The 25,325-nt window shown below is 40.3% G+C and carries 18 protein-coding genes; 12 read left to right on the forward strand and 6 right to left on the reverse strand.

Features of this window, described 5'->3' with window-relative positions:
- Positions 1 to 115: 115 nt before the first annotated feature.
- The 4 genes from mtgC to caiT form a co-directional block, all read right to left on the reverse strand.
- On the reverse strand, positions 116 to 763 hold the full coding sequence (gene mtgC / locus AC1ECB_RS24480) for a glycine betaine-specific corrinoid protein MtgC (protein WP_485666230.1): 648 nt from the start codon (positions 761 to 763) through the stop codon (positions 116 to 118).
- Between the two features lie 40 nt (positions 764 to 803).
- Positions 804 to 2,234: a glycine betaine--corrinoid protein methyltransferase gene (gene mtgB / locus AC1ECB_RS24485; protein ID WP_485666231.1), complete on the reverse strand. Its 1,431-nt coding sequence runs from the start codon at positions 2,232 to 2,234 to the stop codon at positions 804 to 806.
- Between the two features lie 104 nt (positions 2,235 to 2,338).
- Positions 2,339 to 3,259 carry a [methyl-Co(III) glycine betaine-specific corrinoid protein]--tetrahydrofolate methyltransferase MtgA gene (mtgA, locus tag AC1ECB_RS24490; protein ID WP_485666232.1) on the reverse strand — a complete coding sequence of 307 codons (921 nt, stop codon included), beginning with the start codon at positions 3,257 to 3,259 and terminating at the stop codon, positions 2,339 to 2,341.
- A gap of 66 nt (positions 3,260 to 3,325) precedes the next feature.
- Entirely contained in the window at positions 3,326 to 4,876 is a 1,551-nt protein-coding gene (caiT, locus tag AC1ECB_RS24495; RefSeq protein ID WP_485666233.1) for an L-carnitine/gamma-butyrobetaine antiporter, read from the reverse strand.
- Positions 4,877 to 5,224: 348 nt separating this feature from the next.
- On the opposite strand from caiT, the gene AC1ECB_RS24500 reads away from it, so the two are divergent.
- From AC1ECB_RS24500 to AC1ECB_RS24545, 10 genes are all read left to right on the forward strand, one after another.
- Positions 5,225 to 6,673 (forward strand): sigma-54 interaction domain-containing protein, encoded by a 1,449-nt coding sequence (locus AC1ECB_RS24500; protein WP_485666234.1) that lies wholly within the window; start codon positions 5,225 to 5,227, stop codon positions 6,671 to 6,673.
- Between the two features lie 116 nt (positions 6,674 to 6,789).
- Positions 6,790 to 8,151 carry an MFS transporter gene (locus AC1ECB_RS24505; RefSeq protein ID WP_485666235.1) on the forward strand — a complete coding sequence of 454 codons (1,362 nt, stop codon included), beginning with the start codon at positions 6,790 to 6,792 and terminating at the stop codon, positions 8,149 to 8,151.
- A 5-nt stretch (positions 8,152 to 8,156) separates the two neighbouring features.
- Positions 8,157 to 8,822: a DUF1638 domain-containing protein gene (locus AC1ECB_RS24510; protein WP_485666236.1), complete on the forward strand. Its 666-nt coding sequence runs from the start codon at positions 8,157 to 8,159 to the stop codon at positions 8,820 to 8,822.
- A gap of 151 nt (positions 8,823 to 8,973) precedes the next feature.
- Positions 8,974 to 9,093: a zinc-ribbon domain-containing protein gene (locus AC1ECB_RS24515; RefSeq protein ID WP_485666237.1), complete on the forward strand. Its 120-nt coding sequence runs from the start codon at positions 8,974 to 8,976 to the stop codon at positions 9,091 to 9,093.
- Positions 9,094 to 9,389: 296 nt separating this feature from the next.
- Positions 9,390 to 10,304 carry a DMT family transporter gene (locus tag AC1ECB_RS24520; protein ID WP_485666238.1) on the forward strand — a complete coding sequence of 305 codons (915 nt, stop codon included), beginning with the start codon at positions 9,390 to 9,392 and terminating at the stop codon, positions 10,302 to 10,304.
- Positions 10,305 to 10,590: 286 nt separating this feature from the next.
- The gene (locus tag AC1ECB_RS24525) at positions 10,591 to 15,840 is read left to right on the forward strand and encodes an AAA family ATPase (protein ID WP_485666239.1); all 5,250 of its coding nucleotides are present in this window, start codon (positions 10,591 to 10,593) and stop codon (positions 15,838 to 15,840) included.
- Between the two features lie 415 nt (positions 15,841 to 16,255).
- Positions 16,256 to 16,804 carry an NfeD family protein gene (locus tag AC1ECB_RS24530; RefSeq protein WP_485666240.1) on the forward strand — a complete coding sequence of 183 codons (549 nt, stop codon included), beginning with the start codon at positions 16,256 to 16,258 and terminating at the stop codon, positions 16,802 to 16,804.
- Positions 16,801 to 18,303 (forward strand): flotillin lipid rafts scaffold protein FloT, encoded by a 1,503-nt coding sequence (gene floT, locus AC1ECB_RS24535; RefSeq protein WP_485666241.1) that lies wholly within the window; start codon positions 16,801 to 16,803, stop codon positions 18,301 to 18,303. Before AC1ECB_RS24530 ends, floT begins: the two co-directional genes overlap by 4 nt.
- A 333-nt stretch (positions 18,304 to 18,636) precedes the next feature.
- Positions 18,637 to 20,106: a ribosomal protection-like ABC-F family protein gene (gene abc-f, locus AC1ECB_RS24540; protein WP_485666242.1), complete on the forward strand. Its 1,470-nt coding sequence runs from the start codon at positions 18,637 to 18,639 to the stop codon at positions 20,104 to 20,106.
- A 789-nt stretch (positions 20,107 to 20,895) separates the two neighbouring features.
- Complete coding sequence (locus tag AC1ECB_RS24545) at positions 20,896 to 21,081, forward strand: hypothetical protein (RefSeq protein ID WP_485666243.1); 186 nt, start codon at positions 20,896 to 20,898, stop codon at positions 21,079 to 21,081.
- 135 nt (positions 21,082 to 21,216) lie between these two features.
- Here the strand turns inward: AC1ECB_RS24545 and AC1ECB_RS24550 are convergent, their stop codons facing one another.
- Entirely contained in the window at positions 21,217 to 22,221 is a 1,005-nt protein-coding gene (locus AC1ECB_RS24550) for a DUF3231 family protein (RefSeq protein WP_485666244.1), read from the reverse strand.
- Positions 22,222 to 22,478: 257 nt separating this feature from the next.
- Positions 22,479 to 23,990 carry an aminotransferase-like domain-containing protein gene (locus AC1ECB_RS24555; protein ID WP_485666245.1) on the reverse strand — a complete coding sequence of 504 codons (1,512 nt, stop codon included), beginning with the start codon at positions 23,988 to 23,990 and terminating at the stop codon, positions 22,479 to 22,481.
- Between the two features lie 143 nt (positions 23,991 to 24,133).
- On the opposite strand from AC1ECB_RS24555, the gene AC1ECB_RS24560 reads away from it, so the two are divergent.
- Both AC1ECB_RS24560 and AC1ECB_RS24565 read left to right on the forward strand, forming a co-directional pair.
- Positions 24,134 to 24,823 (forward strand): AzlC family ABC transporter permease, encoded by a 690-nt coding sequence (locus tag AC1ECB_RS24560; protein ID WP_485666246.1) that lies wholly within the window; start codon positions 24,134 to 24,136, stop codon positions 24,821 to 24,823.
- Positions 24,810 to 25,136: an AzlD domain-containing protein gene (locus AC1ECB_RS24565; RefSeq protein ID WP_485666247.1), complete on the forward strand. Its 327-nt coding sequence runs from the start codon at positions 24,810 to 24,812 to the stop codon at positions 25,134 to 25,136. Before AC1ECB_RS24560 ends, AC1ECB_RS24565 begins: the two co-directional genes overlap by 14 nt.
- Positions 25,137 to 25,325 lie beyond the last annotated feature (189 nt).

Below are 25,325 nucleotides of genomic sequence, written 5' to 3' on the forward strand. Positions count from 1 at the left end.
AATGGAAGTCCTTCATACTGAACTTATACAAATGTCCCCTTTCAGTTCTTATAGCCAGCAGCCTGCCTACAAGAATCCGAAAGGGGACAAGTGTACTTAGTCGGGGCTGTTTTAATTACTTGGTAACAAGCTTATCACAAAGAGCAACGGCCTCGTCGGCGGTTTCAGCCCAGGCATCAGCACCAATTTCATCAGCGAAAGCCTGACTGGTAGGACCGCCACCAATCATGACTTTGTATTTTTTACGCATTTCCTGACTTTTAAGATAATCAACGATCGCTTTCTGGGCGGCCATGGTAGTGGTCAGTAAGGCCCCTGCGGCAATGATATCAGCTCCAACCTCTTCGGCTTTGGCCAGGAAGCTTTCTGCCGGTTGGTCAATACCTATATCATAGACTTTATAGCCAGCAGCCGTCATCAAAGCACCAACAATGTTTTTACCGATATCGTGAATGTCGCCGGCTACTTGGCCGATAACAATCTTGCCTTTAGCTTCGCTACCAGTGGCACCTGATGCAGCAACAATCGGATCTAGCATAGTAAGTCCAGTTTTCAGGGCGTCTGCTCCCATCATAACATCAGGCAAAAATGCCTCCCCGGCTTTCCATCTTGCACCAAGTTCTTCAATACCCTTGATTAGGCCGTTTTGAATGGCTGCAACAGGATCAATCTTTTGATCAATAACTTGCTGTACATATTCAACTACCAAATCATCATCGCCATCAAGAATAGCCTCTTTTAATTTTTCGAAAATATCGCTCATAGAAATATACCTCCATTTATTTTAATGATTAAACTAAACACTAACCTTTAATGTATTCGGCAGTCTTCTTTTCCACAAAAGCTTGCAAAGCTTGTCCAACATTGCTATCAAGTGCAGGTGCTTGGAATTCGGCCAGCATTGCTTTCCATTTGCGCTCGGCCCGCTTGTTGGTATCCAGCCCTTCTTTTCCCCAGCCGTCATAAGATAACCGGTCGCTAAGCTGGACACGTCTAAACTCTTTAGCGTGATTTTGTTTGGTATGTTTCTGCGTGAGGAAATGTCCTCCCGGACCGACCTTTTTGATAACATCATAGGCAAACTTATCTTCAGAGAAATCAATACCTTTGAGATACCGCAGAATCATACCGGCAATTTCATCATCTACGATGAACTTTTCATAAGACATTGCCATGAAATACTGCAAAATACCGGCAGTGTGCAGAACAAAATTGATCCCGGTTACACTGGCAGCCATCAATGTCATCATTGATTCATAACCGGCCTGGGCATCGACAATCTTCGCATCGGTCAAACCACCGCCCCCGCGGCTGGGAACGCGGTAGAATCTTGCCAGTTGAGCACTGGCAGAAGTGAAGAAAGATCCTTCGGGGTTACCGATAGATAGTGATCCGGTCTGCATATCGGTAATAGCTGAGGTTGAACCATACACTACAGGGGTACCCGGATTAATACTTTGAGCTAATGCAATACCGGCTAATACTTCTGCATTCTGGAGAGCCAACGCGCCAGCCATTGTTGCCGGGCCTGTTGAACCGGCCATTACCAGGGAGGCGATTACCATGGCCTGACCTGATTGCGCATAGGCCATCAAAGCGCCTAACATGCGGTCATCAAATTTTAGCGGAGTAACCGAGTTAATGAGGCAAATCAAGGCTGGCTTTTCTTTGATTACATCCTTGCCGCCAAACAAAATGGCTGCCATTTCAATATTGTCCTGTGCTTTGTCATAGCCAGACGCACTGCCCATAAAGCATTTATCGGAAAGAGTTATGGAACTGTAAGTCATTTTCAGATGTCTAATTGAGTCGGGAACATCGTTTGGCTCGGCTGCATTACCACCAGTCATATGCAGGTTGGTGCTCATATGGGCTAACTTTACGAAGTTTTCATAGTCTGCCATATTTGAGTTACGCCGCGTTCCGTCTGCTTCATGGATAAATGGTGAGCCATAGCCAGGCATAAAGATGATATTCTCACCACCGACTACCAGGTTGTTTTCCGGGTTACGCGCATGGAGAGTAAACTCGGCAGGAGCCTTAGCTACTTGCTCTTCCACAAATTTTCTCTGGAAGTAAACTCGCTGTCCTTCTACTCTCTGGCCTTTAGCTTTCAGAACATCAAGAGCAGGTTGATAGGAAAACTCCACTCCGATTTCTTCCAAAATCCTCATACTCTGATCATTGACTTGCTGTACTTGATCAGGTGTTAATACATTAAATTTGGGTATCATTGTCAACACCTCTCCCTTACTATTGTTTTATGTTTACTGGGAGACATGCTCCACAGTTACATTCTTCTCTAGCCACTACAAGTCTTTTTGTTACAAGCTTGGGGCTAGAATAATTTTAGCAGCGGATGCTCAGTCGTTCCTAGTTTAGTACCAGTAAGTTTTGTTGTGTAGCCCATCATTGCATCCGTAGTAGCAATTCCTCTATATACCCAGGGAGCGTTCATTATCGGGCCATAAAGCAGGAAGTCAGCTCCTTGCGTCACAGGATAGGTAAAGACAGCAGTACCTGCAGCTTCAAAGTACGGGGACCCTTTGGAACGCATCTTTTTCCATAGATATAAAGCATTGGAAGGAGCGCAGCCTCCGGGATACCCCAGCTGTTCTTTTACATCATAGATGGCCTTCGTAGTCCAACTATTGCTGGCAACATCAAGTACACCAGGATCAACCAAAAACTGCTCAATACCGGCGCGTTTCGCGGCAGCAATTAGTCCTTCGGTTTTTTCGTCTCCCGACAGCAACTTTAAACGGCTGCTAGGCTTAAGATGCTTTTTACTAAAAGCCAGGATTACCGCAGTTTTGATACCAAAATCCTTAATAATGCTCAGTTCATCTTCCGTGTAATTTTCTTCTATGGAGTTGTAGATGAGTCGGTTGGTAATAGCCGGGTCTTTGCCTAGTAATTTTAAGGCGCCTGTCCGAATTTCCGGACTCACACTATCAAGCAAAAACGGCGATGAAGTATGTTTAAGGATAAACTCGACATGGTGCGCTAACGCCTCCGGGGTATCTCCCAAAACATCTATGATTCTGGGGTTGCCAGTCTCTGCGCTCATTTCAGCCTCTTGATCAAGCAGTTCCTTGGCCTCATCCTCCTTGAAAATCCCTTTTGTCGAATCAAGGACAATCTTGTGTCCTCGGTAGAACATGCTACCAATCAACACTGTGGGAAATTCTCCCGGTTGTCCACCGACCTTTACGCCATTAATGTCATACACATGCTGCTCTGCTGTAAATCTGAACATTTGTTTCACACTCCTACATCAATTATAATTTAAGTTTCGAACGGATTAACTAGGCCATTAGGGTCTTTACTTATCCTTTGTATCTGTTGAGTCGCTAGGCTTGGTTTCATCCGATACATCCCATTCTTTTCCTGCCTTTTTGATGAAACCGATCAGTATAATAGCCATGATAAACATGGTCGGGAAAGACCCCGCAACTGATGCGGCCTGCAGTGGCTTCATACCGCCCAAGAATATAAGCGTCAGCGAAATGCCTCCTAAAACCACAGCCCAGAATAACCGGTTCCATTTAGCAGGTTCTTCGCCTGTTTTTAGTTGTGCAGTAGTTACCATCGCCAGTGTATATGCTATACTATTAATAACGGTTGCCGTAGAAATAAATAGCAACACTAAAATTATGGGTAATATGATAAAGGCGAAGGGAAGTGTAGAAAATATTTCTACAATCGCATATGGTACTCCGTGCGCTTTAATAATTTCTGCGAGGTTTATTACTCCTCTGGCTTGTAAATCCATCGTGTAGTTGCCAAAGACCATAAAGTACGTATAGACGCAGATAACACCTGAGAACATAGCTCCTAATGTGAATTCCCGAACCGTTCTTCCTCTGGAAATTCTCGCCAGATAGATTCCTGTGCTAAGAGCGAAAGCGATAAACCAGGCAAAATAGAATATTGTCCAGTCTTGAGGGAATCCAGACTTTAGGACAGGGTCAGTATATAAGCTCATTCTAAAATAGTTATTGAACATGACTCCCAGGCTATCAATAAAGTTGTTGAACATAAACGCGGTTGGTCCTACTGCTAAAACATAGGCTAGTAGAGCAAAACCCAACCAATTTCTGAAATCACTTAACCGTCTGATCCCTTTATCCAAGCCCCCGTACACACTAATTCCTATAATTACTGTCCAAATAATAAGAATTGTTGCATCTAATCCTAACGTGTGCGGAATGCCAGTTATTTTGGTAATCACCTCACTAAGCAGCGGAGTTCCCAAACCAACCGAAGTACTGATCCCAGCAATAATTCCGACCATGTAGAAGATATCAATGGCTTTACCTAGATAGCCGCTGGCGTGCTTACCGAGCAAGGATTCACAGGCTGTGCTTGGTCGGAAAACTTCTTTTCCCTGAACAAAAAACAGGTATCCAAACACCACACCGACACCAACATAGAGTGCATAGCTACTTGGCCCCCAGTGGAACAATGGATACGCTGTAGCCATCGCTGTAGCTTGCGGTGACATAGGCTCTAAACCAAAAGGAGGAGCTGTAAGATAAAAGTAGAATTCTATAGGGCTCCAATATACGATAGCGGCAGAGGTTCCTGCGGAAAAAAGCATCCCTAACCAACTCAGGGTGCTAAATTCTGGTTTTTCTCCGCCAAATCTCTTATTAGCAAATTTACCAAATGTGAAATATAGCACAGCTCCCAAATTTGCCAGAACAAAAACTTCGTATGTCCAGCCCATTTTACCAGTTAAAAAAGAAAATACTTTGTTTACGTAGTTAGTTCCAGCCTCTGGATTCAAAATAATTGCACTGCACATAATAGCAACCAACAATAACGGAGGCCAAAATAACATTTGATCAATTTTTTTCTCCTCTTTACTCATTGCACGACCCTCCTAACTATACTTTTTTGACAGATACCTAATTTTAGCGTTAATGCCCTCCTTTCATATTTACCAATCGGTACGACTCTAATATTTGCAATTTCTGTGCCATCATCACAACATCGTTTCTAAAAGGAGCAAAATAATAAGATTTTTGCGAAAAATCGCACGTTTATTAGCAAAAGTCTTATTATGAGTTTTGAAGCCAAATTATCCGTCAGTGAAAAACTATTTTTCATCTGCTGGCCAAAAGTGTTGTATACACTGGACTCACAGACAAAAGAAAAGAATTTTTTCAGTGAAAAAATTCTTTTCTTTAAGTACGATATGCAAAGGATGGAACATTAGATGATTGAAAAGACAGCAAAAAGTCTGGAAGACTTGACTAGGGAAAATCAGTTATTACATGAAATTATCGATGCTATATCAGAGGGTGTTTATGCCGCAGATAAGGATGGAACCATTCTAATTTATAACCGGGCATTTGAAAGAATTGAGGCTACTGATCGTCATACTATGCTTGGAAAAAAGGATACAGATGTGTATACCTTGCCTCCTCTGTCAAACCTCCAGCGCATAGCAGTGCTGCAAAGTAAAATGCCGCTATTAGAACAATATATGACATACCAACTATACACCGGAAAAAAGGTTGATATTGTTTACAATTCGTACCCGTTTTTCGAGAATGGGGAACTAACTGCAGTATATTCTATTAACAGGGATATCCCCACTATAAATGAGTTACTGACCAATGTATTAAAATGTTTTGGACGTAATAAATCGAAAAACCGGCTAAACGGCACAATCTTTAGCCTTGATGACATTATTGGCAGCAGTCCGCTCATTAAACAGGCACTCAAACAAGCCAGGAAAATTGCACCAATGCCGTCAACTGTTATGATTTATGGGGAAACCGGTACCGGTAAAGAGCTCTTTGCCCAGGGAATTCATAACGCAAGCTGTTATAGCTCACGTCCGTTTATCGCTGTCAACTGCGCTGCATTACCTGAAAACTTGATGGAAAGCTTGCTTATGGGAACAGTAAAAGGAGCTTTCTCTGGTGCCATAGATTCTCCCGGTTTGTTTGAACAGGCTGAAAACGGTACTCTGTTTCTGGATGAAATTAATTCATTAAGCCTACCCTTGCAGGCCAAGCTGCTCAGATTACTACAAGATAAGGTGGTGCGACGTCTCGGCGACAAAAAAGAGCGTAAAATTAACTGCCGAATAATCAGTGCAACCAACCAAAGTCTCTACGAAATGGCAAGTAAGAGCTTATTTCGTGAAGACCTCCTGTATCGTTTAACACCGGTAATTTTACACATCGCGCCACTAAGAGAGCGTCCGGAAGACATACCGGTACTCGTCCTGGAGTTTGTTTCCCGGTTTAATCAGCAATTGAACTTAAACATTAAGCAAATAACGCCGGAACTGCTGGATTTACTATCCTCATACAACTGGCCAGGCAATGTCCGCGAGCTGGAACATGTAATTGAAAGCGCTATGAGTATTGTTGAACATACAGCTTCAGAGTTAAGTATTGATGATTTGCCCTCTTTTCTAATAAAGCGAATGCTCATATCGGCTAAGCCTTTAGAAACGCCAGAAGGGGATATTTCTTCTGGAGAAGCATTATCCGACTATCTACGCCACTGTGAACAATCTTATATTCAAAGAATTTTAAAGATGAAAAACGGCAATGTAAGCGACAGCGCCAAACATATGGGTATCTCCAGACAAGATTTGCACTACCGTCTGCGTAAACTGGGAATAAAATCAACTACCTATAAATTATAGCTCTGCAAGGTCTTCTTTCTATATACAGCCTCAACAGCATGACTGCTTGGCATGATATTTGCAATATAATATTAATTTAGTGAAATGTATGCAGCATAAATTAAGGAGGCTGAAAGATGAAAAACGCTCAATCGCTTGTTGTTGAGGATTCCCCGTTAACCCCTTTTTTAAAAAAGCTTACGGTCTATACCAGTGGCGGACCTTTTTTAGACGGTTACATTCTGACAATTATCGGCATGGCTTTACTACAGCTAGAACCCCAGCTCCATCTAGATACATTCTGGACGGGGCTTATCGGCGCTGCAGCTCTTGTCGGCCTGTTAGTGGGAGGGACAATCTTTGGTTATGTTACCGATTTGACGGGTCGTCAATTCATGTACCAAATCGATCTTATCGCTATTATAATCTTCTCAATTCTCCAAATATTTGTAAAATCTCCGATTGAATTAGCCATACTGCGATTTTTCCTTGGAATGGCCATCGGGGCAGACTATCCCATAGCAACAGCTCTATTAACTGAATTTTCACCCCGTAAATATCGCGGTGCCATGATGGCTTTATTGGCCAGTACGTGGTATGCTGGTGCCGTTGTAGCGGGCATTGTAGGATATTTGTTACTTGCTGCAGGCCCTGATTCTTGGAGATGGATGCTGGGAAGTTCCGCCGTTCCGGCATTGATACTGGTACTTGGTCGCTGGGGAACACCAGAATCCCCACGCTGGCTTGTGGGCAAAGGCCGTAGCGAAGAAGCTCTTAAGATAGTCAAACAAGTCTATGGTTCGCATGCTACACTTGCTGATTTGAACGAACCAACAACAGAAAAAACTAAAATAAGTAAACTGTTGGAACCAGAATACTTCAAGAAAACCATGTTTATTGGACTGTTCTGGACCTTCCAGGTAGCGCCTTGCTTCGCCATATACACATTTGCCCCACAGATTTTAGACGCGTTTCATTTAGGAAGTGGCAATGATTGGATTATTGGCTATGCCGTCATTAATATCTTTTTTCTAGTCGGTACGATTGCATCGATGTTCTTCGTAAATAAAATGGGAAGACGTCCACTAATTATCTGGAGCTTTATTTTCATGACACTGGCCATGTTATTTTTAGGTATCGTTCCCAACGCACCCGCTGGCTTAGTGTTCATATGTTTCGCAGTTTACGCATTCTTCTCTGGTCCGCCCAGCGCTCTTGACTGGATTTATCCCAACGAATTATTCCCGACAAACATTCGTGCTTCTGCTGTAGGAGTGGTAACAGCGATCAGTCGCATTGGCGCAGCTATGGGCACTTTCGCATTACCTTATTCCTTACAAACTATAGGCATAAACAATACTATGTTTATTAGCACTATAATAACCTTCCTTGGGTTAATGGTATGCGTAGTTTGGGCTCCGGAAACAAAAGGTCTGACGCTAAAGGAAGCGAGCTCAGTCGCGTTACTTCAAATTAACAAAGAACCTGATTGGAAGTGACATTAATGCTAACAGTAATTTTGGCGTGCCAAACTATGAAAGACGAGCTTACACTTGCTATGCAGCAATCAGGCATTAATTATCCTGTAGTATACTTGGAATCAGGCTTGCACAACTCACCGGAAAATCTGCGCGAGAAAGTTCAAGAACAAGTTGATACAATAGACGCCGATGTTATTCTCTTGGTGTTTGGCTGTTGTGGAAAGGGTCTCGTAGGAATAAAATCGACGAAAGCTAAGCTTGTAATTCCCCGGATTGATGATTGCATTACCTTGCTTTTAGGTTCAACTGAAAACCGAAGAAGCATCCCTAACGAGATTAGTACCTACTTTATAACTAAAGGCTGGCTAGATCCAGAAGGCAATGTAATGTGGTCATATCAGTCTTGGGTAGAACGCTATGGCGAGCGGAAAGCTTTGCGGTTAACACAAAAAATGCTTGCGCATTATACCCGATTTATGATCATTGATACTGGTGCCTATGACATAGAAGGCATAATGCCTAAAATCAGAGATTCTTGTGAAAAATTCAATATGCACTATGACATTACTCCAGGTTCATTACGTTTATTGCATATTCTGCTAACAGGACCCTGGGGTCCTGAATTCATTATACTCAATCCTGGTCAAGAGACCTTAGCCAGTGATTTTTATCCCTCTTTGGTCACTTGATGCTATGTGTTGTCGCTCATTTTTAATGGAGGTGGCATTTGATTTTTTTCTTGCCTAAGCGGGCGGTCTTCCTTCCCCTGTCCTTGTGGGTCTCTCCATAAAATTTTGAATCTTTACTTGTATTCTGGTATTTGCAAATATATTATATAATATGTTCTGCCCAGAGTGTGGGGCCCAACTGAAAAAGAAAACTCACTGTTCAAAATGTGGAGGCAAACTTGCAGCTGGAGCGAAGTTTTGCGCTGAATGCGGTACAAGAACGATAGAGTAGGCCTGGATTGACGGATGGTATGGGAGATTAGGAACAGGTATTTTGAAATAACCTTGTTAGCTGTATAGGTCAGCTATCGAGGTTGTTTTTTTATGTTTTGAAAAGGCTTCGCCTACTAAAGTGCCTTACTTCTTTTAGAAGAAGTAGTAATTATCCACAAGGGGTTTGTTAAACAGGGAAGAATATGAAAGTTATATGCTATACGCCTGGTTAAGAGGGAACTGTGCTTTGGCTTAATTTATTGCTATGAAATAGGGTAACAAATGTAAACGTATACAGAAACGAGGTAGAAATAATTGGGTACTAGTTGCAACAGAGATAGACATGTTAAAATTCTTTTGCTTATCATTACAGTAATATGGGGACTTAATATACCGGTAATGAAAATTGGCCTAATGTCTTTGTCTCCGCTGGTTTACAATGCATGCAGGCTTATAATCGCAGCAATTTTATCTGTAGCAGTCCTGCTCATAACAAAATCATATAAGCCCATGCCAGCAGGCGACCTCAAAAAAATAGCCATAATTGGTGGGTTGGGTCTTTTTGTTAACCAGGTGCTTATTACATTTGGAATGTCCCAGACTACCGCGGGGAATTCGTCATTAGTACTTGCCACTCTTCCGGTTGAAGTCGCGGTGATAAACAGTATATTTAAGATAGAAGCCATCTCACGGCGTATGGCGGCAGGCGTTATAACAGGGCTGCTAGGAGTACTCTTTGTTGTAGTGGGCTCTAATAAGGAGTTGAGTCTGTTTGGTCTTCATTTAATAGGAGCCTTGCTTCTTTTAGTCGGTCAGTTTTGCTACGGTTACTATACAGTGTTTATTAAAGAGTTAAATGATAGATACTCCACTTACCAAATTTTTGCTTATATAATGGTTTTTAATGCCGTACTATTTCTTATTATTGCACTGCCAGAGCTAACAAGTACTGACTGGAGTACTATACCAGAAGCGGCTTTGTACAGCATCTTTTTTTCCTCTATGTTTGCGTTAGTCTTGGCGAATACGGTATGGATCTGGGTAGTGGGCAGGTTAGGAAGTACGAAAGCATCACTATCCCAGTATTTGTGTCCGGTTGTATCAATTGCTTTTGCATGGGTCTATTTAGGTGAAACCCTTGGGATTCTCCAATTGGCCGGGGCTGCGGTGATAGTATTGGGCTTGTATCTAACTTTAAATCAGTCGCCTGCAGACTGCAAAAGTAGTTAAAGGAATTTTTAACAGATGGTAAAAATAACATGTTAACTGTAACAATGGAAGTTTATGATTAGCTGGAAGAACCGTATCATTGATAATGGCAAAAAAATGGCCTGAATCCTTGTTTAAACTAGGGTTCAGGTCATATTATTACAATAAATGAGTAAAATGTTAATGGTTTACAGGAAAATAAAGGGGAATATCGAATTAATATTATATATTTGGTCTACGGGAAAATATACGGCGGACTATGAGTTGTTCATACTTTCTAATAACAAGTATCATATGGGGTGAGTAAATGATATACCTTAGCTTAAAAGACTATGAAGTAGTGTCTCAAATTCATCGTGGAAAAAAATCTATTATTTATAAGGCTGAGAGAATTGCCGATAATCAGCCTGTGATACTTAAATTGAAAAATGAGAAATATCCCACTAATGAAGATAGTAAGTGTCTACAGCACGAGTTCTTATTAGGAAACAGTATTAACAGCAATGCTGTTATTAAATATCTTGAAATAATAAAATATGATAACAAGGTCGTAATCATTGAAGAATATTTTAAAGGGGAACCTTTGGCAAAATTGATAGAAGCGTGTTTGTTTTCAGTCGAAGAGTTTTTATCGGCAGCAATTAGTATTTGTGAGGGATTAGAGAAAATCCATGCGGGCAACATAATTCATAAGGATATCAATCCATCAAATATTCTTTTTAGTAAGTTTGATAATCAAGTGAAAATAATTGATCTTGGGAGTGCTGAAAACTCATTATTTAAAAGAAGTGTACAAAACATTTCAGAAGACTCGTATTACTATATTTCGCCGGAACAAACCGGTAGAATCAATCGAACTGTCGATTATCGGAGCGATTTATATTCGTTGGGTATAGTGTATTATTTGATGCTAACAGGTCATTTGCCTTTTGAATCAAAAGATTTATCTGAATTAGTTTACTGTCATATTGCTAAACATCCAAAACCTGTTAATGAAATAAATCCAACAATTCCAAAGATAATATCTGATGTTGTCATGAAATTAATAGAAAAGAACCCAGAAAAACGCTATCAATCGGCAATTGATTTGAAAATAGATCTAAAAAGATGCTTGAAGAATATCCGAAGTAGTTCTAATTTTAACTTTAAACCGGGAGAGTTTAGCTCACAATTGTCTATTTCCACAAAGCTGTACGGTCGTGAAGATCAAATCAAAATATTATTAAAATCATTTGAGAGAGTTTCAGACGGAGGATCAGAATTATTAGTAGTAGCCGGTTCGCCAGGAATAGGGAAATCGGCATTGATAAAGGAAATTTATAAAACAGTCATACAGAAACAAGGGCATTTTATTATCGGTAAGTTTGAGCTATTAGAAAGTAATACTCCATACAGTGCTATAATTAAAGCCTTAGAAAATTTCATAAAGATATTACTTATGGACTCTTCTGCCCAACTGAAAGTATGGCGGCAAAGAATAGTAGAGGCGGTAGGAAATAATGGACAAGTAATCGTTGATGTTCTTCCGTCTTTAGAATTAATCATCGGAGAACAGGCTTCAGTTCCTGAATTAGGAGCAACTGAAACCCAAAACAGATTTAATCTTGTTTTTGAAAACTTTATGCAAACAATTGCTAATAAAGAGCATCCTCTTGTTATGTTTATTGATGACTGGCAATGGGCAGATTCTGCGAGCTTGAATTTTATAAAAATGCTGATGATTAATAAATCCAGTAAATATTTGTTAGTTATCGGAGCATATCGCGATAACAAAGATGAGCTGTTTCAACTGACATTAATAGATGAATTGCTAAAAAATAACACTACTTTGAACAAGATAAAGTTAAAAGAGCTTCACGTGAAAGATATTCAAGCCATGTTGGAAGATACTTTAATAAGTTCCCTGAATGACATTCAGGAGTTGGCAGGTTTTATATATGATAAAACACAAGGAAATCCGTTTTTTATTAAACAATTTTTAAAGTCTTTATATGATAAAGAATATATATGGTTTGACTATGATTATTTGTATTGGTGCTGGGATATAGAAAAAATAAAAAAACTAAATATTACAGAAAATGTAGTAGATTTGCTGATAAGTAGAATTGGAAAACTAGATATAAAGACTATTCAAATACTTAAATACGGCGCCTGTATCGGTAATCAATTTGATTTGCATTCAATAGCTTTAATTGATGGCGAATCGTTTGAATCTATTCAAGCAAAATTACAGGTAGCCGTTAATGAAGGATTAGTAGTTGTTGTTGATCAAAATGAAGACATACATGTAGCCCAGGCTAATAGCAAATTCAAATTTGTCCATGATAGAGTGCAGCAGGCTGTTTATTCAATGCTAGCCGATAATAATAAATATGCTATTCATTTACAGCTTGGACGATCATTTCTAAAAAGCTATTCAAATACTATCAAAACCGAACAACTATTTGAAATGGTCTGGCAATTTAATACTGGCAGGACGATGATTATTGATAAAACAGAAAAAATAAGATTGGTAGAAATGAATTTGAAGGCCGGATCAATGGCAAAAAGTTCTGCTGCCTATAATTCGGCATTTATTTATTTTGAAATAGGTATTGAATTATTAGACAAAAATGCTTGGCAAGAACATTATGAGTTATGTTTGCAGCTATATTCGCAAATAACAGAAACGGCTTATCTGATAAGTGAATTTACAAAAATGAATAAATTTGCAGATATAGTGTTGCAAAATGCGAAAACACTAATAGATAAAATTATTGTTTATAAAATAATAATAGAAGCCTTGCAGGCGCAGCTTAATTTGAAAGAAGCTCTAAATACTTGTATCTCGGTACTTAATTTGCTAGGAATTGAGATTCCTGTTGAACCAACCCGTTTAGAGGTTAAAGAAATTTTTGAAAGTGCATGGAGGGCAATAGCAGAAGTCAAAGTAGAGAATCTGGCAAAATTACCGCCAATGAAAGATCCCGAAAAATTGGCAGCTATGCAAATTTTGCTGAATAGTGTATCAGTCACCTATAAGGCAGCGCCTATATTAATGCCTATTATTACCTGTAAAATGATAGAATTATCCATAAAATTTGGTAATGCTGCTTTTTCGCCTGCAGTGTATTCACTTTATGGACTTACGCTTTGTTCTTTAATAACTAATATAGAATTAGGAGATAAACTGAAAAAGTATATTGAATGTGCGCATAAGATAGCAAAAATTAATGCTGAGCTTATCAAAAAACAGAATATGAAGCTGTGTAAGGCTACTGTATTGGATGTGGATCATTGTTGTGTAATACCATGGAAAGAGCACCTCAAAACAACCTTTAAACCGCTCATGGAAGGTTATTGGGTTGGACTAGAAAATGGTAGCTTTGAGTATGGTGGTTACTGCTTGATGAATTATACTAAGCATTCATTATATACCGGTCAACCACTTGAAGAAATGGAAAAAGAAATTAAAACAAATATAAAACGACTACAAAGAATAAAACAGGGTTTTAGTTTAAACTGGGAATCTATCTTTGGTCAGTTTGCTCATAATATGCAAGGTAAAACAAAAGATCCGCTTAAACTTACCGGAGATTTATGTGATGAAGATAAAATGCTTTCAACAATGCAGAACGTTGGTGATTTGCTGGGAATGGTGTTTTTATTTTTGAGCAAAATGATTCTAAATTATCACTTCCAGAATTACTCTGCCGCTTTACGATTTGGGGAAAAAGTAAAAGCAAATTTGGCAGGAGCTTCGGCAACGATAGATATAGCCATTTATTATTTCTACGATTCTCTTACAAGACTTGCAGTATATTCAATTAGGTCAGATGATGAAAAGAAGGAGATTTTAGAAAAGGTTAATAAAAATCAAAAAATGATGAGTATTTGGTCTGAATTTTCTCCGTTTAATTTTCTCCATAAATTTTATTTGGTTGAGGCGGAAATCTGTCGAGTAACGGGAAAATTTCTTGAAGCAAGAAAACATTATGACAAGGCCATTGGTTTGGCTAAGGAAAACGAATACTTAAATGAAGAGGCGTTGGCCTATGAATTAGCAGGAAATTTCTACTTAAGTGATGGTCGAAAAAATAGTGCTAAAGCATATTTCCGTGAAGCTTGTTATCGATATCAGCTCTGGGGAGCAAAGGCGAAAGTAAATGACATGGAAGATAAATATCCAAAATTTTTTATAAAAAGTAGGAATTTGCAGGACATATCAAAGAACATTGATTTATTGACTATTATCAAAGCATCACAGGCGATTTCAAGTGAAATCAATCTAGAGACATTGCTTAATCGCTTGATGACCGTGATGCTTGAAAATATGGGAGCACAGCGGGGATTTCTAATCCTAAAGCAAGAAGATGAATTACTGATTGAAGCATATGTAGATAAAGAATGGGAAAAAGAAAAGTTATTAATAGCGATGCCTCTTGATAAATGTGAAAGTATCCCTAAAACAGTTATTCGGTTTACAGCTAGAACTGGGGAAAACGTTGTATTTCCTGGAAATTTGCAAAAACTTTCAATTGATAATGATCCTTATATTATTGCTAATAAACCAAAATCTTTTTTTTCGACGGCAATTATACTTAAAAATGAGTTGAAAGGAGTTCTTTATTTAGAAAATAATCTAGCGGAGAATGTATTTTCACCTGATAGAGTAAAAGTTATAGAGCTATTATCCGCTCAAGCAGCTATTTCGCTTGAGAATGCGTTGCTTTACAAGACTCTAGAGCAAAAAGAAGCGGCGCTTGCCGCGTTTCTCGATCAATTAAAAATGGACCTGAACTCATTTGCTCAAGCTATGTATGACGGGCGTGCCCTTGAATTTAACAGTGAAATAGCCGAACTTACTCCTATTCTAAAGTACATAAGTAAACAAACGGAAAAAATGACTCATCTGGACAGATTGAATATAATTGGCGAAATGGCAGCTGGTATTGCTCATGAAGTGCGAAATCCTATGACAACTGTAAGAGGTCTACTGCAGTTTTTGGAAAACAAACAAGAGCTAACCGGGCATAGAGATAAATTTGAACTTATGATAAACGAGATAGATCGTGCCAACAGTATTATTACGGAATTTTTATCTTTAGCTAAAAACAAGGTTATGGATTTTACAAAAAGTAATCTAAATGACATTATACGCGATATCTATCCATTACTGCAGGCAGATGCTTTACGTAATAATAGTGAGATAGTAATTACTTTAGAAAATATTCCTGATCTGATATTAGATCGGAATGGTATTCGTCAGATTATTTTCAATATTGTAAGGAACGGACTGGATGCTATGCCCAGGGGTGGTTTAATTGACATTAAAACCTGGGCAAGCGGCCCAAAGGTGCTATTAGTAGTAAAGGATTGCGGTATAGGTATTCTGCCAGAAAATAAAGGAAATCTGTGGAAGCCTTTTTTTACCACCAAAGATAATGGGACTGGTCTGGGGCTTGCTGTTTGCTATCGAATTGCACAGCGTCATGGAGCAGCAATTACCGTTGAAAGTGAGCCCCAAAAAGGCACTATATTTACAGTAGAATTCAATCAGAACTTTTCACCGTTATAGATGATACGGAGAACGATATTATTGGTAATGGCAAAAACTTCTGCCAAATTTGCACCGACTTGGCAGAAGTTTCTAAGTTTGTCAGCAACCCCGTCCCCGTGGCACTCTCCCGTGGCACTCTTTGAAAATGAATTTTAATGGCATTATGTATTTTATGCGATACTGTCATTGCTCCAACAGGATGCTTTGTTATCGGCGGTTCAGGACTGGCAGGAAAATAATTAAGACACTAGAAAAACCCATCTAAAGATAGTCGGAGGTACCGCAAGAAGTATAATAGCTATAAAATTCCTGCCAAATTTTGTATTAATTCGGCAGGAATTTTATATTTTATGGAAGAATATATATATAAATCAAATAATTAGCTTGTGTAGAGGATTAAAACTATGGATTTAGCATTGAAAGGAAGGAGTATATGCTGGAGTTATATTGGGGCTGTTTGATCTTTGGCGTTATTTTTGCGACCGTAACAATTTTATTTGGAGATCTTTTAGACAGCCATTTAAATGGTTTCTTTCATGTATTTCCTTTAGATCATTTAGAGTGGTTACAACCTATGGTTATCATAGGGGGAATCACTATCTTTGGCGGCATGGGCTTGACGCTGACAAGGTATACGGAACTAGCGTTTTCGTGGGTAATACTATTCTCGTTGTTTACAGCGATCCTGTTGTCTATGTTCATCTATTTCCTTTATATTAAACCAATGAGAAATTGTGAAAACTCAGTGGGCTTTTTTATAAGGGATCTTATTGGGAGAACGGGAGAGGTAACAGTACCTATACCTGTTAGTGGATATGGTGAGATCTTGATTAAAATTGGTGCAGGAAACACTAATCAAATTGCTGCAAATTATGATAACGCAGAACTTTTTGTTGGCACTCAGGTTATCGTTATTGATGTTAGGGAAAATGTTTTATATGTGTCTAATTGTACGGAACATAATAAAGGAGGAGTATCATGACCGTTACTTTTTTAGTCATACCTGTCATTGTTTTAGTAGTAATTCTTGTTTTAGGAGTAGCTTTTTGGGCGCGATACAATACTGTCGGACCAGACGAAGCGATGATTGTAACCGGTTCTTTTTTAATGGGTGCAGATGTAGTAACTGACGACTCACAACGTAGAACTAAGATTGTCAGAGGTGGCGGTGCATTCATTTTACCCATTTTTCAACAATCAGTAAAAATCTCCTTGCTATCCCATAAACTTGATGTTTCTACACCAGAGGTTTATACCGGGCAAGGGGTTCCGGTTCTAGCTGATGGGGTGGCCATTATTAAAGTAGGGAGTGCGATTGAAGATGTGGCCATAGCGGCTGAACAATTTATCGGTAAACCCACTGAAGCGTTAGAAGCAGAAGCGCGGGAAGTTCTGGAGGGTCATTTGCGATCTATATTGGGCACGATGACAGTAGAAGAAGTGTATCGTAACCGGGATAAGTTTGCTCAGGAAGTACAGGGCGTGGCAGCCAGAGATTTAAAAAAGATGGGACTCCAGATTGTATCTTTCACCATAAAGGACGTACGTGATAAACATGGATATCTCGAAGCCCTTGGTAAACCCCGTATCGCTGCAGTCAAGCGGGATGCTGATATTGCCGAGGCAGAAGCAATAAGAGACTCCCGCATCAAGAAGGCTCAAGCCGAAGAAGAAGGACAAAAGTCAGAGTTGCTACGCGATACAAATGTTGCGGAGGCAACAAAGGAAAAAGAACTTAAAGTTGCCGCATTTAAACGAGAGCAGGATACGGCGAAAGCCGAAGCCGATCAAGCGTATGGTATACAGAAAGCCCGTTCAGAGCAGATGGTCATACAAGAACAGATGAAGATCGAAATTGTACGCAAGGAGCGGGAAATTGATGTACAGGCCAAAGAAATCTTGCGTCGTGAAAAACAATTTGATGCTGAAGTGAAAAAGAAGGCAGATGCAGATCGCTATGCAGTTGAACAAGCGGCAGAAGCTGCCAAAGCAAGGCAGCTGCGGGAAGCTGATGCGCTCCAATACCGCATTGAGGCTGAAGCAAAAGGAAATGCAGAACAAAAGCGTCTAGAGGGTTTGGCAATTGCTGATGCCGAGCGAGCTAAAGGTACTGCAGAAGCTGATGTTATACGATTAAAGGGGCTGGCGGAGGCGGAAGCAAAAGAAAAGATTGCTGAAGCATTCGATAAATTTGGCTATGCGGCAGTTTTAGATATTGTTACAAAAATGCTGCCCGAACTGGCCGGAAGAATAGCAGAACCACTCAAATCCATTGATAAACTCACTATTGTCGATGCAGGAGGGGGCGATGGTGACGGTGCTGTGAAGCTTAGTAAATATGTTACTTCCTTGATGGCAACAGCACCCGAAATGTTGAAAAATGTGTCAGGGTTTGATCTTGAACAAATGATAAAAGGTTTGATCAAACAACCAATCGTTGATATTGAAGACAACAAAGAAAATAAGGGCGCAGTAAAATAACCCTGGGAGAATATTGATACGTGGGTGAGGTCTTGCCTTTCTGAAATCTCCCAGGTTTTGTTTGTTGAATTTCGCACATAATTATGATACAGTAGTTATAACTAAATGGATTGGAGTTGAAAAGATGATTATTCTTTCTTGCTAATTTTACAAGCATAATAATTTTGGGGCGAAAAATGCCTCTTGTATTGTTATGCTTATGCAAGAAAGATACAATTCTTTTTGCTCCATAGTATATCCTCGTCATGCCCAGTTTGGGTTTGGCTTTGCTGTATTTATGAGCTGCAAGAATGTTCTTTCTTGCAGCTTTATTATTTTACAGGAGGATAATTCATGTCTATAATAAACGTCACAAATCTGAGCTTTGCCTATGACGGCAATTATGATAACATATTTGATAACGTTAGTTTTCAGATAGATACAGATTGGAAATTGGGCTTCACTGGAAGAAACGGCAGAGGAAAAACTACTTTCCTCAACTTGCTACTTGGTAAATATGAATACAGCGGTACTATCTCAGTAGATGTAAATCTTGAATATTTCCCTTTCGAGGTAACTAACTCCGAAAGCAATACTATTGAAGTAATTGAGAACATCTATCCAGACTGCCTTCATTGGCAGGTTATGCGTGAGCTTTCACTACTACAAGTATCGGAAGACGTCTTATATCGCCCATATGATACACTTTCAAACGGAGAGCAAACAAAAGTATTGCTTGCTACTCTATTCCTTAAAGAAAATAGCTACTTGCTGATTGATGAACCCACGAACCACCTTGATATGAAGGCGAGAGAAGTTGTCAGTGACTATCTCCGCTCTAAACGTGGTTTTATTTTGGTGTCTCACGACAGAGCTTTTCTTGATAATTGTGTTGACCACATCCTTTCTATAAACAAAACAAATATTGAAATTCAGAAAGGGAATTTTTCGACTTGGTGGGATAATAAACAAAGACAAGATAACTTTGAACTTGCAGAAAACGAAAAACTACGAAAAGACATCAACCGCTTACAATCCGCTGCAAAACGTACAGCTGATTGGTCAGACAAAGTAGAAAAAACCAAGGTGGGTACAAAGAATTCAGTAGATAGGGGTTATATAGGTCACAAGTCTGAAAAGATGATGAAACGTTCTAAGGGAATTGAGGCAAGACAACAAGCAGTTATTGATGAAAAGTCTAAGCTTCTCAAGAATATCGAAAGCTCTGCTAAATTAAAGATTTCTCAGATTAACTTTCATGCTGACCGCCTTGTAGAACTTGATAAAGTATCGATATTCTATGGCAGTAAGATGGCAAGTGCGAACATAAACTTCACCATTGAACAGGGTGACAGGGTAGCGCTTTGCGGTAAAAATGGCTCTGGCAAGTCTAGCGTTATTAGGCTTATCGGTGGAGAAGATATAAGCTATACAGGCAGTTTTCGAAAAGCCAGTCAACTTAAAATCTCCTATGTATCACAGGATACTTCTTACCTGCGGGGCAATTTAACTGACTACGCTATAGATAACGGTATCGATGAAAGTATTTTTAAAGCTATTTTACGACAATTGGATTTTTCAAGAATTCAATTTGAAAAGGATATGTATAATTTTAGCGGTGGACAAAAGAAAAAGGTGCTGATTGCAAGGAGCCTTTGTGAGAAAGCGCATCTCTATATCTGGGATGAACCGCTTAATTTTGTAGATGTTATCTCTCGCATGCAAATAGAAGAATTACTGCTTGAGCATTCACCGACTATTCTATTCGTCGAGCATGACAGTGGATTTTGTAAAAATATTGCAACGAAAATTTTTGAAATGTAACTTTGTTTCGATAGAGAAAGTATACAAAGAGGTACTGTTGTAAATGTAATATCTAAGTCTTGGGGGCAATGAGGGCAGACCTCATTGCCCTTTCCTGCACCGTTCCTCCTGTGTGAAAAGTAAATAAATAGAATTACATAAATATGATTATAAAATGTACATCCATTTCCACTTTAATCACTAGTGGGACAAATAACCTGTCGTGCGTCACGAAGGCGATGGTTGTGAGCAACCCGTTTTAACTTACAAGTGCTGGTGTAAGTTTCTTAATAGAAAACCAATTTTTTTCCTTCATACACTTGTAATTTGTGTAAAAAGATACTACTATTAGTAATAGGTGGAAATTAAAAAGTAAAGTCGCCGTGTCCCACAGGTGCTGCAACACCTATAGGCACGAGCAGGTGACAAGACACCTACACGTAACAGCGAACTGTCCACGACGACAATCTTATTATACCCGGTTGCTGGCTGAATTACAAGTTTTGACAATTAGGGTGTAATGATTGGCGCGAAAGACAGATGGCTGTGCGACTGCATGCAATATTCGATGGTATCATATCTTGATACAGGTTTGCCAGGACACGCTGACGGGTTCTGTTATTTGGGTTGCTTCCTGTAGCTTGATGCTGTTGCAAAGATCGATTTGGATCGCATGTGTAGGGTAGAAATAATCCTGCAGATGTGATCCTTTTTAATTTCCTCCTGTAAAATTCCCCTTTATGGGTGATTACTTACAGGAGGGCATAGAAGCCGCCAGATAAAATAAGGAGGGGTGGGTTTAACTGACTTATGAATAGCAGAGACCTGGATTATAAGAAACAAGAGACTGAGCTATATAATGAAATTTGGCAACTATCTGAAGAACTTGACCGGCTGGATAAAGAGGGAAAAGATACAACAGACATTAGCCAGCGATTTGGGGAGGTATTGGAAGAATTTATGTTATTCAGGCAGCAGGGGGCAAAGCCCCGCTAGTTAAAGTTAACCCTAACCTTAGGTGGACAGTAGGGACGCTTCTCTTTTAGCAACTTTATCGAGCGAAAAAGAGGCATTCCCCTGTCTTCTCTTTTCCGTGGAACGTTACTTATTTAGCACTCAAATTTGTGCGTATTATCTCAGCACGAGCGCTCTCCTGTCGGCGGACATAGGTGGCTGTTCCATCCACTTATGTTTAATCATTAGCATACAAGCATCTTCTAGATACTGCGATGTTTCTGTCATCAGCCGAACGTAGCTGCCAGATATATCTACCCTCTGGATAAAGGCCAGCGTCGTACCGTAGTATGTGAGTGCAGCCTGAAAAGCGAGAATAGTATGATGCAGCATCAGTTTGTCGGAGAACGGTGCTGAAGTGGAGTTGGTAACCTCAGAGTCTAGGCTTGCAGGGGTAGGCACGTCGCTATTGCTGAGTAGGGAGGCATGTATTTTGATATGTTTATCAACTATTTCCTTGCCCCTCAGGAAAAATTTCCGTAGCTCTCGCGATTCTGCTACCTGGGCGAACCCCATTAATAGTGTTTTACTCATCATGTTCTTTTGGCTGCATAAGTAAATATTTGCAATTTCTATCGCAATCAAAGGCCTCTGGCTCCCAAAAAAACTGCCAAAAAAGTTGGTGTCCTGAATATATTCCGTTTTCTCTGGGGGTGATATATAGGGTGACCTTCCATGGAAGCCTTTAGCTTGTTCCACCTGAATTGCCTTTTCATCAATTTGAATTAGATCAGTGATACACTGATTAAAATGCATCCTTACATCCTGTCGGACAGATGTAGTAAGCGCCAGAGCATATGCAGTTAAGCCAAGACGGGAAATGTTGTGTATATAAGATAGAAAAAACGGGTCAGAATAGAGTCTGGGTGCGTCAGTATTGACATCGCTGTCTGTAAATCCTATAGGCATTGGGTAATTGTCACTTTGAAGAAGCTTACTGTTTCTTTGGATTTTATCCTGGGTTACTTGTTGGATAGAGTCAATGACCTGGCGAATATCTGTATCTTCATTTTGCACTAGAAAATATTTAAACATGCAATTTGTCAAAGTCGCATTCACATATTGGGCCCAAAGTACGCCAACCTCAGGGGCGGTAAGATGGTTTTCTGATTCTTGTTTCATTACATCGTCTCCCTTTGCTATAAGTATGTTGTCAATGGATAATGCTCATTTTGCCCACATGGAAGTTTTGGGTATGGCGAAAATTCTTTTTTGTTATTCAACGCTACCACTCTTAGTGAGAGGGTGAAGTCCTTTTTCAACGCCAATTGCCGGATGTGAAGCAAAAATTTTAACTATGAGTTAGTTTTAATGGATATTAAAAGATTTATACGGTAGCAAAGGGATCTAGCTTCAAGATATTTACTAAATTGACACTTTTAAATGAAGGGGCGACCGGCTGTTCTTGAGGGAAATACAGTATTGGCAGCACCCGACGTGAGCAGTTTCGCCAGTCGTCGAATACCTTCTTTTAATCGATCCTCGCGGTGCGTCACGAAGCAGAGTCGGATCTGGCGAATTTCGGTATTGTTAAGATAGAACGCTTCGCCAGGTACAAAGGTGACGCCTGCAGCAGCAGAGCGGCGAAGAAGTTCAGGCAAAGACGCAGGGGAGCGGACGTTGCACCAAAGATAAAACCCGCCCTCTGGCAGTTCAAAATCTAAATTGGTACTACAGTATTGCCTGATAGCTCCCGCAAGTGTATCGCGACGTTTTTTATATTCTCCTCGGACAAATGATAGATGATCTGCCAGGTGATTTTGTTCTAGGCAATTGTGAAGAATTATTTGGGAAAGATTATTGCTGTGGAGATCGACATATTGTTTTTCCTGAGCCAGTCGATTAATGACTTGAGGAGTGGCGTTTACCCAGCCGGTTCGCAGCCCGGGGAAAAGGATCTTGGAGAATGTCCCCAGATAAATTACTCCGCCATAGGTGTCAAGACTCTTGAGAGAAGGTGGGGGCTGTTGTCCGTAATATAGCTGACTATATGGGTCATCTTCCACAATGACGAGGCGGTAGGGCGCGGCAATACGAATTAACTCCTGACGATGGTGAAGAGACATGACCTGCCCTGTGGGATTTTGGAAGGTAGGGATCGTATAGAAAAGCTTAGGGCGATAGCGTATTAGAAAGTCCTCAAGCATTCCTAAATCGAGAGAGCTAGCTTGGGGCAAGCATAAAATGCGGGCTCCGGCAGCTTCCAGCACCTGGATGGCTCCAAGATATGTAGGTGACTCCACGATAACATAATCTCTCGGCTCTATGAGGGCTTTAACAATGAGATAGAGTCCTTGCTGTGAGCCGGACACAATAAGAATATTATCAGGGGTGGCGCGTATGCCTTGGGAGGTTTGCCAGGTTGCCAAGGCGCGTCTAAAGGGTGGGTATCCTTCAGTCGGTATGTGGCCGTAGTCCACTGCTTCTAAGCCGGGATTGCCATTAATGAGGGCTTTTTCAATAATTTTAAGGTCATAAAGGGCTGGGTCTGGCATGCCTGCGGCAAAAGAAATAGTTTCATCAGCTGTTGGTGTAGCGACTAACGAGCGAAGTAACGAAGATAATGGCGATTTGTAGTGGGGGCTAAACAACTGTCCCCATGGCATATCGTTGGTTTGTTGATCAGCAACGTTCGAATTTGCCACATAGGTTCCGCTACCGATCCGTGTTGATACTAACCCGCGTTCTTCCAGTAACCGATAGGCATTGATTATCGTTGTGCGACTTACCTCAAGCAAGCTGGCGAGTTCGCGTTCTGGCAGTAACTTGGTGCCAACGGGAAGTGTGCACTCTTTAATTTTGGCTGCTAAGCTATTAGCGATTTGCAAATATATGGGTGCGGATGCTTTTGGGTCAATCCGAACCCCACTTAGCATTTTGGTAATATCCATTTACCTTATTCTCCTTAAAAAAGAGTAATTGGTATTCTTTTATTGATATATTGGATATTTACAATTTTATTCCTGCCGACTATGATAATTAAAACACTACAAATTATCAATAGTTTAAAGTAATCTGGGCGGAGGAGACATCAATGAAAACAAAAGAATTCTTCAAAGGAATTAAAGACACCCTTCCCATCATGGTGGGGATGTTTCCGTTTGGGCTTGCTTATGGTATCGTTGCTCAATCCATCGGACTTACTCCAGGCGAGGCGGTACTAATGTCGCTGTTGGTATTTGCTGGGGCAGCCCAGTTTATCAGCCTCCCCATGTTTGCGGAAGGAGCTGGGATGGCAATGATCGCTCTAACCGCTTTGCTGATAAATCTCCGCCATCTGTTAATGGGGATGTCTCTTGCCCCTTATATGACTGAATTATCATTGCCCCAGAAAGCTCTCCTCTCATTTGGTATGGCTGACGAGACTTATGCTGTAACGATTAGTCGTGCACAAGCAACTGGTTATAGTGCCGCTTTCCAACTAGGAAGTAATGTGACTGGCTATGTTACCTGGGCCGTAGCAACCGCTGGAGGAATACTTCTTGGCAGCCGCATTAGTGACCCACTCTCTTGGGGACTGGATTTTGCTATGCCGGCAACATTTTTGGCTTTATTAATTCCGCGCCTTACTGACAAACTTAACGTATTGGTATGTTTGGTTGCCGCTGGGGTTAGCATAATGGCGGCGGTTACCATCCCTGGAAAATGGTATATCATTATTGCCTGCTTGGCCGCGGTTGTGGCTGGTGGAATTTTGGAGGGGGCTGGAAATGATGAGAACTGAAGTTGTTATCACCATTGTTGCTATGGCTATTGCTACTTTCTTTACGCGGTTTGGTAGCTTTGCGATTTTTGGAAGTGCGGGCATCTCCCCGCGTCTTAAACGATTTTTGAAGTATGTACCAACGGCGATGCTTACTGCTTTAATTGCCCCAACACTTTTTGCGCCACAAGGCTACATTGAAATTTCAACAGGGAATAGCTATCTTATTGCCGGCACAATAGCGACACTTTTAGCCTACTTTCGTCAACCGCCCCTGGTGACCATGGGAGGCGGGATGGTTGCTATGTTAGCAATACGCAGTTTTGGAATTTGATCTGTACGAACTTAAGAATTCGCCGATTGGATGAAACATATAGCAAACTTGTCGTCAGATAATATGCCCGGGGGTAATTGCTTAAATTTACCTTTAAAAAATGAAGTAAGAGTAGTATGATAGACATGCCTATATTTTACCGTTAGTTTAAAGGACTAATAAAAAATATATTACCAAGGGAGAGAATCC

This window comes from Sporomusa sp. 246TCP1 (genome assembly GCF_057319775.1).

Coding starts and splice junctions, on each gene's coding strand:
- mtgC (WP_485666230.1), bottom strand. CDS start 763: ATGAGCGATATTTTCGAAAAATTAAAAGAGGCTATTCTTGATGGCGAT.
- mtgB (WP_485666231.1), bottom strand. CDS start 2,234: ATGATACCCAAATTTAATGTATTAACACCTGATCAAGTACAGCAAGTC.
- mtgA (WP_485666232.1), bottom strand. CDS start 3,259: ATGTTCAGATTTACAGCAGAGCAGCATGTGTATGACATTAATGGCGTA.
- caiT (WP_485666233.1), bottom strand. CDS start 4,876: ATGAGTAAAGAGGAGAAAAAAATTGATCAAATGTTATTTTGGCCTCCG.
- AC1ECB_RS24500 (WP_485666234.1), top strand. CDS start 5,225: ATGATTGAAAAGACAGCAAAAAGTCTGGAAGACTTGACTAGGGAAAAT.
- AC1ECB_RS24505 (WP_485666235.1), top strand. CDS start 6,790: ATGAAAAACGCTCAATCGCTTGTTGTTGAGGATTCCCCGTTAACCCCT.
- AC1ECB_RS24510 (WP_485666236.1), top strand. CDS start 8,157: ATGCTAACAGTAATTTTGGCGTGCCAAACTATGAAAGACGAGCTTACA.
- AC1ECB_RS24515 (WP_485666237.1), top strand. CDS start 8,974: ATGTTCTGCCCAGAGTGTGGGGCCCAACTGAAAAAGAAAACTCACTGT.
- AC1ECB_RS24525 (WP_485666239.1), top strand. CDS start 10,591: ATGATATACCTTAGCTTAAAAGACTATGAAGTAGTGTCTCAAATTCAT.
- AC1ECB_RS24530 (WP_485666240.1), top strand. CDS start 16,256: ATGCTGGAGTTATATTGGGGCTGTTTGATCTTTGGCGTTATTTTTGCG.
- floT (WP_485666241.1), top strand. CDS start 16,801: ATGACCGTTACTTTTTTAGTCATACCTGTCATTGTTTTAGTAGTAATT.
- abc-f (WP_485666242.1), top strand. CDS start 18,637: ATGTCTATAATAAACGTCACAAATCTGAGCTTTGCCTATGACGGCAAT.
- AC1ECB_RS24545 (WP_485666243.1), top strand. CDS start 20,896: ATGAATAGCAGAGACCTGGATTATAAGAAACAAGAGACTGAGCTATAT.
- AC1ECB_RS24550 (WP_485666244.1), bottom strand. CDS start 22,221: ATGAAACAAGAATCAGAAAACCATCTTACCGCCCCTGAGGTTGGCGTA.
- AC1ECB_RS24555 (WP_485666245.1), bottom strand. CDS start 23,990: ATGGATATTACCAAAATGCTAAGTGGGGTTCGGATTGACCCAAAAGCA.
- AC1ECB_RS24560 (WP_485666246.1), top strand. CDS start 24,134: ATGAAAACAAAAGAATTCTTCAAAGGAATTAAAGACACCCTTCCCATC.
- AC1ECB_RS24565 (WP_485666247.1), top strand. CDS start 24,810: ATGATGAGAACTGAAGTTGTTATCACCATTGTTGCTATGGCTATTGCT.